The 13,170-nt window shown below is 70.6% G+C and carries 8 protein-coding genes; 3 read left to right on the top strand and 5 right to left on the bottom strand.

What is annotated here, in order from left to right:
- Nucleotide 1: 1 nt before the first annotated feature.
- From BR31_RS0120190 to BR31_RS0120180, 3 genes are read right to left on the bottom strand one after another with little or no spacing between them, the layout of a single operon-like run.
- Complete coding sequence (locus tag BR31_RS0120190; protein WP_027502553.1) at nt 2–1,459, bottom strand: NAD-dependent succinate-semialdehyde dehydrogenase; 1,458 nt, start codon at nt 1,457–1,459, stop codon at nt 2–4.
- A gap of 31 nt (nt 1,460–1,490) precedes the next feature.
- On the bottom strand, nt 1,491–2,834 hold the full coding sequence (gabT, locus tag BR31_RS0120185; protein WP_027502552.1) for a 4-aminobutyrate--2-oxoglutarate transaminase: 1,344 nt from the start codon (nt 2,832–2,834) through the stop codon (nt 1,491–1,493).
- Nucleotides 2,835–2,885: 51 nt separating this feature from the next.
- Nucleotides 2,886–4,319, bottom strand: coding sequence for an aminobutyraldehyde dehydrogenase (locus tag BR31_RS0120180; protein ID WP_027502551.1), 1,434 nt, complete (start codon nt 4,317–4,319; stop codon nt 2,886–2,888).
- A gap of 151 nt (nt 4,320–4,470) precedes the next feature.
- Here BR31_RS0120180 and BR31_RS0120175 point away from each other — a divergent pair, with 151 nt between their 5' ends.
- On the top strand, nt 4,471–5,997 hold the full coding sequence (locus BR31_RS0120175; RefSeq protein ID WP_027502550.1) for a PucR family transcriptional regulator: 1,527 nt from the start codon (nt 4,471–4,473) through the stop codon (nt 5,995–5,997).
- A 3-nt stretch (nt 5,998–6,000) separates the two neighbouring features.
- Here BR31_RS0120175 and BR31_RS29490 read toward each other — a convergent pair whose 3' ends face one another.
- A complete protein-coding gene (locus tag BR31_RS29490) occupies nt 6,001–9,147 on the bottom strand; it encodes an NAD-glutamate dehydrogenase domain-containing protein (RefSeq protein WP_051637607.1) in 3,147 nt (1,048 codons plus the stop codon).
- A 209-nt stretch (nt 9,148–9,356) separates the two neighbouring features.
- On the opposite strand from BR31_RS29490, the gene BR31_RS0120165 reads away from it, so the two are divergent.
- Both BR31_RS0120165 and BR31_RS0120160 read left to right on the top strand, forming a co-directional pair.
- Nucleotides 9,357–10,034 (top strand): TrmH family RNA methyltransferase, encoded by a 678-nt coding sequence (locus BR31_RS0120165; protein ID WP_027502549.1) that lies wholly within the window; start codon nt 9,357–9,359, stop codon nt 10,032–10,034.
- A gap of 34 nt (nt 10,035–10,068) precedes the next feature.
- Nucleotides 10,069–11,190, top strand: a complete 1,122-nt coding sequence (locus tag BR31_RS0120160) for a glycoside hydrolase family 76 protein (RefSeq protein WP_027502548.1) — start codon at nt 10,069–10,071, stop codon at nt 11,188–11,190.
- 9 nt (nt 11,191–11,199) lie between these two features.
- Here the strand turns inward: BR31_RS0120160 and BR31_RS29485 are convergent, their stop codons facing one another.
- Nucleotides 11,200–13,167: a glycoside hydrolase family 15 protein gene (locus tag BR31_RS29485; RefSeq protein ID WP_081830602.1), complete on the bottom strand. Its 1,968-nt coding sequence runs from the start codon at nt 13,165–13,167 to the stop codon at nt 11,200–11,202.
- Nucleotides 13,168–13,170 lie beyond the last annotated feature (3 nt).

Below are 13,170 nucleotides of genomic sequence, written 5' to 3'. Positions count from 1 at the left end.
GTCAGGCGGGCAGCGCGATGTACTTGGTGCTGAGGTATTCGTCGATGCCCTCGGTGCCGCCCTCGCTGCCGAGGCCGGACTGCTTGACCCCGCCGAAGGGTGCCGCGGGGTCGGAGATCACGCCGCGGTTCACGCCGACCATCCCGGACTCGAGCGCAGCGGCCACGCGCATGGCCCGGTCGAGGTCGCGGGTGTAGAAGTAGGCGGCGAGCCCGTACTCGGTGTCGTTGGCGGCGGCGATGGCCTCGGCCTCGGTGTCGAAGCCGGTGATCGCGGCGACCGGCCCGAAGATCTCCTCGCGCACGATCCGTGCGCCCGCCGGGACCTCGTCGAGCACGGTCGGCTCGAAGAAGTACCCCGGACCGTCCACGATGTGCCCGCCGGTACGCACCCGGGCGCCCGCGTCCACCGCGTCGGCGACGAGCGCGGCAACGGCGCCGCGTTGCCTGTCGTTGATCAGCGGTCCGAGCTCGGTTCCGTCCACGTAGCCGGGACCGACGCGCAGCGCCGCGATCCGCTCGGTGAGCTCGGCGGTGAACTCCTCGCGCACGGCGTTGTGCACGAGGATCCTGTTGGCGGCCGTGCAGGCCTCGCCGCCGTTGCGCATCTTCGCCGCCATCGCACCGGTGACCGCGGCGTCGACGTCCGCGTCCTCGAACACGATGAACGGGGCGTTGCCGCCGAGCTCCATCGAGGTGCGCAGCACCTGCTGGGCGGACTGCTCGATGAGCAGCTTGCCGACGCGGGTGGACCCGGTGAAGGTCACCTTGCGCAGCCGCGGATCGGAGAGCAGCGGCTCGGTGACGGAGGCCGCGTCCGAGGTGGGCAGCACCGAGAGCACCCCGGCAGGCAGCCCCGCCTCGGCGAGGATCTCGGCGAGCAGCAGCATGGTCAGCGGGGTGTCCTCGGCGGGCTTGACGATCATCGTGCACCCGGCGGCGAGGGCGGGACCGATCTTGCGGGTGCCCATGGCCAGCGGGAAGTTCCACGGCGTGATCGCCAGGCACGGTCCCACCGGCGCCTTGGTGACCAGGATCCGCCCGTTGCCGGACGGTGCCTCGGTGTAGCGGCCGCCGATCCGCACGGCCTCCTCGCTGAACCAGCGCAGGAACTCGGCGCCGTAGGCCACCTCCCCGCGGCTCTCGGCCAGGGTCTTGCCCATCTCGACGGTCATCAGCAGCGCCAGGTCCTCGGTGCGCTCGACGACCAGTTCCCACGCCCGCCGCAGGATCCGCGCGCGCTCCCGCGGCGCGGTCGCCGACCATTCGTCCTGTACCCGGCAGGCGGCGTCGAGAGCCAGGAGGGCGTCCTTGCCGCGCGCGTCGGCGACCTCGGCCACCACCGCACCGGTGGCGGGGTTCACGACGGAGAAGTGGCCGCCGTCAACGGGATCGGTGTCGGCGCCGTCGATCCAGAGGCGGGTGGGAACGGAGGCGAGGAGGCGGGCGATGCTGCTCATGGGCGGTCCTGTTTCGGCGAGGTGGGATGGGTCAGGCGGCAGCGGCGCGGATCGCCTGCTCGAGGACGGTGAGTGCGTCGTCGAGCAGGTCGTCGTCGATGACCAGGGGCGGCAGGAGGCGGATGACGTTGCCGTAGGTGCCGCAGGTCAGCACGATGACGCCCTGTTCGAGCGCCTTGGCGGCGATGGCCTTCGTCAGGTCGGCGTCGGGCTCGGTGGTGCCGGGGCGGACGAGTTCGATCGCGATCATGGCGCCACGGCCGCGGACCTCGCCGATGGCGGGGACCTGTGCGGCGAGGGCGCGCAGTCGGGTGGTGGCGGTGTCGCCGATGTGGCGGGCGCGGGCGGGCAGGTCGAGTTCGCGCATGGTCTCGATGGTGGCGAGGGCGGCGGCGCAGGCGATGGGGTTGCCGCCGTAGGTGCCGCCGAGTCCGCCCGGGTGCACGGCGTCGAGCAGTTCGGCGTGGCCGGTGATCGCGGAGAGGGGCAGGCCGCCCGCGATGCCCTTGGCCATGGTGATGATGTCGGGGACGATCTGCTCGTCGTCGCAGGCGAACCAGGAGCCGGTGCGGGCGAACCCGGTCTGGACCTCGTCGGCGATGAACACGATCCCCTTCTCGCGAGCCCATGCGGTGAGGGTGGGCAGGAATCCCGGTGCGGGGACGATGAATCCGCCCTCACCCTGGATGGGTTCGAGGATGATCGCGGCGACGCTGTCGGAGCCGATCTGCTTCTCGATCTGGGTGATGGCGCGGCGGGCGGCCTGCTCACCGGTCAGTTCGGCCTCGTCGCGGAACGGGTACGACATCGGCATCCGGTAGACCTCGGGGGCGAACGGGCCGAAGTTCGTCTTGTACGGCATCGACTTCGCGGTCAGCGCCATCGTGAGATTGGTGCGGCCGTGGTAGGCGTGGTCGAACGCCACGACGGCCATCCGGCCGGTGGCCAGGCGGGCGACCTTGATCGCGTTCTCCACGGCCTCGGCGCCGGAGTTGAAGAGCACGGTGCGCTTCTCGTGGTCACCGGGGGTCAGGGCCGCCAGTTCCTCGGCAACCCGGATGTAGCTCTCGTAGGGGGTGACCATGAAGCAGGTGTGTGTGAAATGCGCGGCCTGCTCGGAAACCGCCTTGGCAACACGGGGATCGGAGGCACCGACGCTGGTGACCGCGATGCCGGCGCCGAGGTCGATGAGGGAGTTGCCGTCCACGTCCACGATCACGCCGCCGTCCGCGTCGGCGGCGTAGACGGGCACGCTGGATCCGACTCCCGCCGCGACCGCGGCGCGCCTACGGATGCCCAGCTCGGTCGACTTCGGGCCGGGCAGCTCGGTGACCAGCGCGCGCTTCTGGGGGAGACGGTAGGAAATGGTGCTCATGTCAGGGTCCTTCTTGGAGGTGGTTCGATGCGGGGGTTCGTCGGCCGCGGATCAGTCGTGCGAGCTCATGACGTGCTTGAGCCGCGTGTATTCCTCGACCCCGTAGGCCGAGAGGTCCTTGCCGTAGCCGGACTGCTTGAAGCCGCCGTGCGGCATCTCGGCCACCAGCGGGATGTGGCAGTTGACCCAGACGGCGCCCGCGTCGAGCGCGGCGGACACCCGCTGAACGGTGGCGTGATCGCGCGTCCACACGCTCGCGGCGAGGCCGTAGTCGACGTCGTTGGCGAGGGTGACGGCCTCGTCCTCGCCGGAGAAGGACTGCACGGTGAGCACCGGGCCGAACGTCTCCTCCTGCACGATGGGGTCGTTCTGCTCGACCCTGGTGATGACGGTCGGAGCGAAGAAGTACCCGGTGTCACCGACGCGGGTGCCGCCGGTGCGGACCTTGGCCGACGGCGGCAGGGAGGCGATCTTCTCGGCGACGCGGGCGAAGTGCCCGGCGTTGTTGAGCGGCCCGTAGAACGCGTCCGGGTCGTCGGGCAGACCCGGCCGGATGGTCTCCGCCTTGCGGACGAGGGCGTCGACGAGGGCGTCGTGGATCGACTCGTGCACGAGCACCCTGGTCGCGGCGGTGCAGTCCTGCCCGCCGTTGAAGAAGGCGGCCTCGGCGATCCCGGTCGCTGCCCGCTCGACGTCGACGTCGCCGAACACGACGGCAGGCGCCTTGCCGCCGAGCTCGAGGTGCGCCCGCTTGAGCTGCTTGGCCGCCGCGACCGCGACCGCGATCCCCGCCCGCACCGACCCGGTGATCGACACCAGGCCGAGGGCCGGGTGCTCGACCAGGCTCGCACCGGTCTGCGCATCGCCGAGGACCACGTTGAACACGCCGTCCGGCAGGATCCCCTTCGACAGCCTCGCCAGCACCAAGGTGCTCTCCGGGGTGGTGTCGCTCGGCTTGAGCACGATCGTGTTCCCGGCCGCCAACGCCGGACCGATCTTCCAGATCGCCATCATCAGCGGGTAGTTCCACGGCGTGACCTGACCGACCACGCCGATCGGCTCACGCCGTACGTACGAGGTGAAACCCTCCATGTACTCGCCTGCCGACTTGCCCTCGAGCATCCGGGCCGCGCCTGCGAAGAACCGCAGCTGGTCCGCCCCGGCCTTCACTTCCTCCGACGCGACGGCAGCCTTCGACTGGCCGGTGTTGCGGCACTGTGCCTCCACCAGTTCGTCGCTGTGCGCCTCGACGGCGTCGGCCAGCGCCAGCAGCGCCGCCTGCCGCTGCCCTGGCGTGGTCTTGCCCCACGTCAGGAACGCGCGCTGCGCCGCGGCGACCGCGGCGTCGACGTCCGCCGTGGTCGACACGGGGGCGTGCCCGACGACCGTCTCGTCGACCGGGCTGATCAGGTCGATCACCTGGTCGGATGCGGACTGCGTGAATTCGCCGTCGATGTAGTTCTTCAGAAGTGCTGACGTCGGCACCGGGGGTCCTCTCGATCGGGGGCTTCCCCAATGTGCTCCCCCTCACATCTCGCGTCATCTGCCAAAATGGCGGGTGCCAGAGTCAATCGTTCGCCGGATCGGCGCATTGCCCGACGCGCGAACTCAAGCCGCCACAGTGCTGGAGTGTCAGATGAACCTTCCCGTCCGCTGGCTGTTGTCGCAGCCGGAGTTGGCACTCGAACTCAGGGCGGGTGCTGCCGGACTCGGTCGAGAGATCACTTTTGTCTCGACCACCGAGCTGAGCGATCCATCGCAGTGGCTCACCGGCGGTGAGTTGATACTGACCACCGGGATCGGGCTGCCGGATGCCTCGGGTGATCGACGGCGCTACGTGCGTGAGCTCTCCGAAAGTGGTATTGCCGCACTGGGTTTCGGAACAGGTCTGTCGCACGCCGCGGTGCCGGAGGACTTGATCTCCGCGGCCGAGGAGTTCGCGCTCCCGTTGCTGGAGGTGCCGCTGCCGACCCCGTTCGCCGCCGTCGCCAAGAAGGTGATGGGCCGGCTCGCCGAGCAGGAGTACGAGGCCGTGCTGCGGGCGTCGCGGTCGCAGCCGCGGATGACCCGCGCCGCGATCCAGGGTGGGGCTGGCGCGACGATCCGCGAGCTTGCGGTGGCCTGCTCGGCGACCGTGCTGCTGCTCGACACCGGCGGGCGGGTGATCGAGGCCTACCCCGATGGCGTCGACCCGGCCGTGCTGACCGAGATCACGGGATTGATCGCCGCCGGATCCGGGTCCGCGGTGAGCAGCGCGGCGCTCGGCCGGGGTGGGGCCACCATCGCGGTGCAGACCATCGGCATCGGCGCGGTGGTCCACGGCCACCTGGCGGCGGTGAGCCCGACCGCCCTCAGCCACCTCGACCAGGTCCTGCTTGGTCACGCGAACTCGTTGCTGGCCTTGGATTTCGAGAAGCCGCGCCGACTTCGGGCCGCGCAGAACCGGCTCAACAGCGAGGCGCTCGGCCTGCTGTTGTCCACGGAGCTTGACCTGGGCCCGGCGCGCGGCCAGGTCGGCCAGGCCGCCGACGACCGCGGGCTGCTGCGGGCGATGGTGGTCCTGTGTGAGACCGGGGACCTGGCGGCGCGGGTCGAGTCCGTCGTGGACGAGCGGTGCGGTGGTGCCGCCCGCCAGTTGTTCGCGCGCCGCGACGGTGCCCGGCTGACGGTGCTGCTGCGCGGCGGCGACGACATCGGTTTCGCGCTCAGGCTGCTCGAGGGGGTGCGGTCACCGGACCGCAAGGGGATGCGGGTCGGCCTCAGCGCCGCGCACCGGGTGGAGGAGGTGACCGCGGCCGTCGAACAGGCCCGGCTGACCGCCTCGGCGGCCGAATTCGGCGGTCGCCCGATCGAATTCGCCACGCTCGCGGGCAGCGCGCTCCTGACCTTCCCGGATTCCCGCCGAGTGCTCGATGCCGTCGCGGACACGTTGCTCACGCCGCTGGCCGACCACGACGCTCGTCAGGGCACCGAGCTGCTCACCTCGCTGCGGGCGTACCTCGAGGCGAACGGGCACTGGGAATCGGCGGCGGCCACGCTTGGCGTGCACCGGCACACCCTGCGCAGCCGCATCGCACGGATCGAGGCGATCCTCGGCTGCGACATGGATGTCGCCCGAGTGCGCGCCGAGTTGCTCCTCGCGATCATCTCCCGCGGGCGCTGACCGTCACCCCCGGACGGCCAGCGCGAGCTCGGCGTTGACGACGCAGCCCCTTGCCCCGTTCACGTGACCGCCGCGCCGCAGGTCGCCGACCAGGCTCACGAGGCGAGCGGAACCGGTCGGGTTGGCCGAGCGCCACCGATCGATCGCGTCCGTCGCCGACGCATCGGGGCCCGCGTCGCGCAGCACGATCGCGACCAGCGCGTGCCAGCGTTCGTACAGGTCGTCCTCGATCGCGTCGGCCGCCATCGAGTCCCAATGGTCCGCGGATGCGTCGGCCGGAATCGCCTCGGCCAGCCAGTCGAGGCCGAAGGCCTGTCCGATCTCGCGGTACACCCGGCTGACGTAGGCGACCGGACGCCCGGACCGGTCCGTGGTCTCACCCAGCGCCGGTGCCTGGGACAGCTCGCGCAGCGACATGAGGCCCTCGTCGAGCCCGCCGCCGAGAGGCGGCAGGTCCGCGGCGAGCGCCGCCACCGTCGGGGTGAGTCGGGCGACCTCCGCTCGTGGATCGGCGGCCGGGTCGCGGTGCCGCAGCAGCCATGACGTCGCCCGCTCGATGAGGTCCTGAACGCCGAACAGCAGCCCGAACCGCGCATCCTGATCGATATCCGGCAGCGTCAGGATCCGGTGCCACAGGCGGTCGACGTCGAACGCCGCGCGCACCACCGAGTACGCGAGCACGATCTGCGGCGTGCTCGCGCCGAGCCGCTCCTCGAGCCGGTGGATGAATCCGGGACCGACCCGGTCGATGATCTCGTTGGCCAGGATCACCGCGACGATCTCGCGTGCCACCCGGTGCCTGCGCAGCCCCGAGCCGAGGCGGTCCCTGATCGGTCCGGGGAAGTAGTCGAGCAGCACGTCCGCGAACACCGGGTCGTCGATCGAGGACGAGTCGAGGAGTTCGCTGCGGACCAGGTTCTTCGACATCGCCAGCAGCACCGCGATCTCCGGCCGCACCAGGCCGGTGCCTGCGCGCTGACGAGCGGCGAGCTCGGCGGCCGTCGGCAGCACCTCCATCGCCCGGTCGAGCGCGACCGACTGCTCGAGGTTCTCGATCAGCCGTTCGTGCTTGCTGAGCAGGAAGGAGGCGTTGGCCTCGGCGAGGCTGATGGCGAGCGACTGGCGGTCGCAGTCGGCGAGCACCGCCTCGGCGACGTCGTCCTCGAGCGCCGCGAGCACCGGATCGCGGTCACCGGAAGGCAGGTCGCCGGAGCGGACGGCGGCGTCGAGGGCGATCTTGAGGTTGACCTCCCGGTCGGAGGTGGCCACGCCCGCCGCGTTGTCGATGAAATCGGCGTTGACCTTGCCGCCCGCGAGCGCGAACTCCACGCGCGCACGCTGGGTCAGCCCGAGGTTGCCGCCCTCCCCGATCACGCGGCAGCGCAGCGTGGCCGCGTCCACCCGGACGGTGTCGTTCGCCGGATCGGCCGCGTCCGCGTTCGTGTCCGAGGATGCCTTCACGTAGGTGCCGATGCCGCCGTTCCACAGCAGGTCGACCCGGGCGCGCAGGATGGCCCTGATCACCTCGTGCGGAGGCAGCTCGGTCGCCTCGACGCCCAGCCTGCGGCGGGCCTGAGGGGACAGCGGCACCACCTTCGCGGTGCGCGGCCACACGCCCCCACCCGGCGAGATCGCGGTGCGGTCGTAGTCGTCCCAGCTGCTGTGCGGCAGCGCGGCGAGGCGTTCGCGTTCCCGGTAGGACGATTCCGGTTCCGGGTCGGGGTCGAGGAACACGTGGCGGTGGTCGAAGGCGCCGATCAATCGGAGCTGCCGGGACAGCAGCATCCCGTTGCCGAAGACGTCGCCCGACATGTCGCCGATGCCGACGACGGTGACCGGATCGGTGTCGACCGCCAGACCGAGCTCTGCCAGGTGCCGGCGAACAGAGCCCCACGCTCCGCGCGCGGTGATGCCCATCCGCTTGTGGTCGTAGCCGCTCGACCCGCCGGAGGCGAACGCGTCGCCGAGCCAGAACCCGCGCTCGGTCGAGATGTCGTTGGCGAGGTCGGAGAACCGGGCGGTGCCCTTGTCCGCCGCCACCACCAGGTAGGGATCGGCGGTGTCGTGGACGACGGTGTCCGCGGGGTGCACGGTGCGGCCGTCGACGATGTTGTCGGTCACGTCGAGCAGCGCGCCGATGAAGTCGCGGTAGGCGCGCCGGACCTGTTCGGGGGTCGGGTCGGCGGCGCGGACGACGAAGGCGCCCTTGGCGCCCATGGGCACGATCAGCGAGTTCTTCACGGTCTGGGTCTTCATCAGGCCGAGCACCTCGGTGCGGAAGTCGTCGGGGCGGTCCGACCACCGCAGCCCGCCCCTGGAGATCGGGCCACCGCGCAGGTGGCTGCCCTCGAGGCGCGGGCCGTGGACGAAGATCTCGCGAAAGGGCGTCACCGCTGCCCGCACGGTCAGCAGGGAGGGATCGATCTTGAAGGCCGCGGGGCCGCCGCGCCGGGTCCCGTCCTGAAACCAGTTGGTCCGCAGGGTGGCCGTCACGAACGACCACAGGGCGCGCAGCAGGCGGTCCTCGCTGAGGGTCGAGGTCTCCGCGACGGAGCGGGTCAGCTCCGCGGTGGCCCGGTCCACGAGTACGTCCCGGGAGCCGATCGACGGATCGAGGCGGGCGTGGAAGAGCGCAACCAGGGCGCGGACGAACTCGGGCTGCGCGACGAGCAGATCGATGATCGTCGGCTCGGACAGCTCGAGACCGACCTGGCGCAGGTACCGGCTGGCTGCCCTGACCAGCACCGCATCGGTCCACGGCAGCTGCGCGGCTGCGACCAGTCGCAGGAAGCCGTCGACCTCGACCGCGCCGGTTGCGGTGGCGGCGAAGGCCCGCGACACCAGCTCCGCGGTATCCGGAGTCCAAGGAAAATCGGTGGGGCAGAAGGTGAATCGGTGTTCGTCGGTGGCGGGGGACCGGTCGTTGTCGCGCACCAGTTCGTGGGCGGCGACGCACAGGCCCATGTGGGCGAAGGTCTCCACCAGGTCGGCGAGCAGCGGGGCGCCGTCCGGCCAGGTCAGCGAGGCGATCAGCTCGCCGGAGCCGTCTCCGCCCGCGGGGGCGAAGCGCAGCGTGGCGGGTGGCGACGCCGGGTCATCCGATCGGACGTCCGGGGCCTTCCGGCCGGCTACCGTCGCGACATTCCCCATCGATACTCCCTACTTCGTTGTAGATCGTCTGGTGTGGACCAGTGTGTGGGAGGGAGACCTGGGCCACATCCGCCAGAACGGCGTGCAGCCACCCGTCCGCCACGCCCTTTTGGAATCGCCCTGCCGACCGCACTGCCGGGCGCTCGACGCCGCGGAGCCGACGGCTCCCGGGGGTCGGTGCACGTCAGACCGGGCGGCACAATGGTGGCGTGAGCGACAACAGCGTCGACGACGCGGAGCCGGGCCCCACCGAGTGGGGCGAGCACCCCAACGGGGTGGGGCCATGGGACACCGACCGGGACGGCCCGCTGCCTACCGATCCCCGCTACGACCCGGAGCTGCTCGCACTCGGTGACCGCCGCAACGTGGTGGACGCGTACCGGTACTGGACCCGCGAGGCGATCGTCGCGGACATCGACAGCAGGCGGCATTCGTTCCACGTCGCGATCGAGAACTTCGGGCACGACTCGAACATCGGCACCGTGGTCCGCACCGCCAACGCCTTCGCCGCGGCCGCGGTACACATCGTCGGCAGGCGTCGCTGGAATCGCCGCGGGGCCATGGTGACGGACCGATATCAGCACATCGTCCACCACCCGGACGTGGAGACCCTGCTCGAATACGCGGCCCGCAGCGACCTGGCCGTGGTGGCCGTGGACAACACGCCCGGCTCGGTGCCGCTGGAGACGGCGAGCCTGCCGCGCGAGTGCATCCTGCTGTTCGGCCAGGAGGGCCCCGGCGTCACCGACCACGCGAAACGGTCGGCGGAGATGACCGTCTCGATCGCCCAGTTCGGATCGACCAGGAGCATCAACGCGGGCGTCGCCGCCGGCATCGCGATGCACGCGTGGATTCGCCAGCACGCCGACCTGGGGCGTGCCTGGTAGCGATTCGTCACATATATAGGCAAGATCGTTTGTTATGCAGCATCAGTGGGCCGAGCGCGCCGACGCCGCCGAGGAAGCGATGGTCTCCCGGCACGTGCGCCGGTTGTGGGCCCTGCCCGGCACCGCGCTCGGCGTGGTGGCCTGGCCGCCGGTGCGTCGCGAACGGCTCTTCTTCAGCTGGCACTACTGGTGGCAGGCGCACCTGCTCGACTGCGTCGTGGATGCCGCGCTGCGCGATCCCACCCCCAAGCGCCGCCGTCGCATCACCAAAATTGCTCGGGCACATCGCGTCCGCAACATCGGGGGATGGACGAACAACTACTACGACGACATGGCCTGGCTCGGGATCGCGCTCGAGCGCGCGCAGCGACTGCACCACCTCGACTACCGGAACGCCATCCAGGACCTCGAATCCGAGCTCTTCGATGCGTGGGCCCCTGACCAGGGCGGCGGCATCCCGTGGTGCAAGAGGTCCAACTTCTACAACACCCCGGCGAACGGTCCCGCCGCGATCATGCTGGCCCGCACCGGGCGGCTGTGGCGGGCGCAGGCCATCGCGGACTGGATGGACGAGAAACTCCGGGACCCGTTCACCGGCCTGATGTTCGACGGCATCCGGACCGAGGGACCGGACTCGACCGGGGTGCTCGACCGCGAGATCTACAGCTACTGCCAGGGCGTGGCGCTGGGGACCGAGACCGAGCTCGCGGTGCGGCTCGGGGCGCCCCGGCACCGGCACCGGGTGCACGCGCTGGTCGAGGCTGTCGACAAACGGCTCACGGAGGACGGCCTGATCGTCGGCGGCGGGGGAGGGGACGGCGGCCTGTTCAACGGGATCCTCGCGCGCTACCTGGCACTGGTCGCCGCCGAGCTGCCGGGCGATCGCGCGGCGGACGTGCGGGCCCGCCGGACCGCGGCGCAGATCGTGCTGGACTCCGCGGAGGTCGCGTGGGAGAACCGCCTCCAGGTCGAGGGGCTACCGCTGTTCGGGCGCGATTGGACGGCGCCTGCTCACCTGCCCGGGCTCGGCGACGGGATCGCCACCTTCACCGGCGGCACCGTGCGGTCCTCCGACATCGCCGAGCGGGACTTCTCGGTGCAGCTCGGCGGCTGGATGCTGATGGAGGCCGCGTACGTGGCGTCGGGAGCGCTCTAGTCCCCGGCCTCAGCCCCCGGCCTTGATCACGCTGGTGACGGCGTCGATGAGCGCGAGGTGGGTGAACGCCTGCGGGAAGTTGCCCAGATGCCTGCCGCTGGACGACTCGATCTCCTCGGCGTAGAGATGCAGGGGGCTGGCGAACGAGAGCAGCTTCTCGCACAGCATCCGCGCCCGGTCGACCTCACCGATCAGGGCGAGGGCGGACACCAGCCAGAACGAGCAGATCGTGAACGTGCCCTCCACTCCCGAGAGGCCGTCGTCGGTCTCCTCCGTCCGGTAGCGCAGGACCAGGCCGTCGGCGGTCAGCTCGTCGGCGATCGCCAGCACCGTTGCACGGACCCGATCATCGTCCGGGGGAAGGAAACCCATGATCGGGATCAGCAGGGTGGCGGCGTCGAGGGCGGTGGTGTCGTAGTGCTGTACGAACACGTCTCGGTCGTCGACCCCGTTGGCGCAGACGTCGGCGTGGATCTCGTCGGCTGCCTGCCGCCACCTCTGTGCGAGCTCGGTCTGGCCGCGGTCCGCGGCCATGATCGCGCCGCGGTCGGCCGCAACCCAGCACATGACCTTCGAGGCCGTGAAGTGGCGGGGCTCGCCGCGCACCTCCCAGATCCCTCGATCCGGCTTGGGGTAAACGTCGATCGCGCCGTCGACCAGCTGGGTGACCAGGGCCCACGCGGGAGGGCCCAGCTGGCTGGCGTGCTTGACGTGGGTCGCGACCGACTCGATCAACATTCCCCACATGTCGTGCTGGCGCTGATTCCATGCGCCGTTGCCGACCCGGACCGGGCGGGCGCCGTCGTAGCCGGCCAGGTGGTCGAGGGTGCGTTCGGTCAGGTCTCGTTCGCCGTCGAGGCCGTACATGATCTGCAGCGGTCCGCTCGCGACCGCGTCGATCAGGAACGCGAAGTACTCGAAGGCCACCCAGTCGTAGCCGAGCTCGAACAGGGCCCGGAGCATGAAGGCCGAGTCGCGCACCCAGGTGTACCGGTAGTCCCAGTTTCGTTCGCCGCCAGGGGTTTCCGGCAGCGAGGTGGTCGCGGCGGCCATCAGCGCGCCCGACGGTGCGTAGGTCAGCCCCTTGAGGGTGAGGGCGCTGCGCTCGAGGTGTGGACGCCACCGGTGGTCGGGGAAGTTGCCCTTCCTGATCCAGTCGCGCCACATCCGGTCGGTGCCGTCGAGGAGCTCGGTGGCCTCGCCGACACTCGCGACGGAATGGCCGTCCCAGCAGAGGGCGACGAAAGCGGTTTCCCCCGAGGATAATTCGGTTCTGGCTCCCGCCCTCGCCGCGCCGAAGGTGAGCCGGAGGTTGCTCGTCAGCGTCAGTGTGAGCTCCCCGGCGGAGCAGGTGGCGCTTTCGTAGCCCTCGCCCGCGTAGGCCCACGAGCCGGTCGACCTGCCGTACTCGAAGAGCGGCATGCAGTTCACGGTGATCTCGACGCTGCCCTCGATGCACGCGGCGGTGCGCACCAGCATGTCCTGTGCCACGTGGTCGGCGGGCGGCCGCCGGTACTCGTCCGACCGGGTGGTGCCGTTCCACGGGCCCATCACCAGTGCGTCGCGCACCACCAGGGTTCCCGTCGGCAGGCACCAGGTCGTCTCGAGGACCATCGATCCCGGTAGGTACCGGCGCTGCGAGGGCACCTGGGCGTGCGTGGGGCTGAGTTGGAAGGAGCCAGCCGACCGGTCCAGCAGCGCGCCGAACACGCTGGGCGAGTCGGGCCGGGGAATGCACATCCACTCCACCGATCCGTCCGGCGCGACCAGGGCCGATGTCTGGCAGTCGGACAGGAAGGCGTAATCGGCGATCGGGGGGAACTCGGACATGACCGCCGTCCTTCGCCTCGTGTCCTGTGGTGCACCCATGCCCTGTGAAGGTACGCCGGAGCTCGGCGAGCGTGCGTGATTTGTACCCCCATTGGGGTGTGACTCGCGCACGGGCGACGCAGTCGCCTCAATTAAAACGACAACCATTAT

The sequence above is a fragment of the Rhodococcus sp. UNC363MFTsu5.1 genome (genome assembly GCF_000686785.1).
GTDB classification, from domain to species: domain Bacteria; phylum Actinomycetota; class Actinomycetes; order Mycobacteriales; family Mycobacteriaceae; genus Rhodococcus_G; species Rhodococcus_G maanshanensis.
Note: the sequence above shows the minus strand (reverse complement) of the source record. Positions and strands in the feature narration are given on the sequence as shown.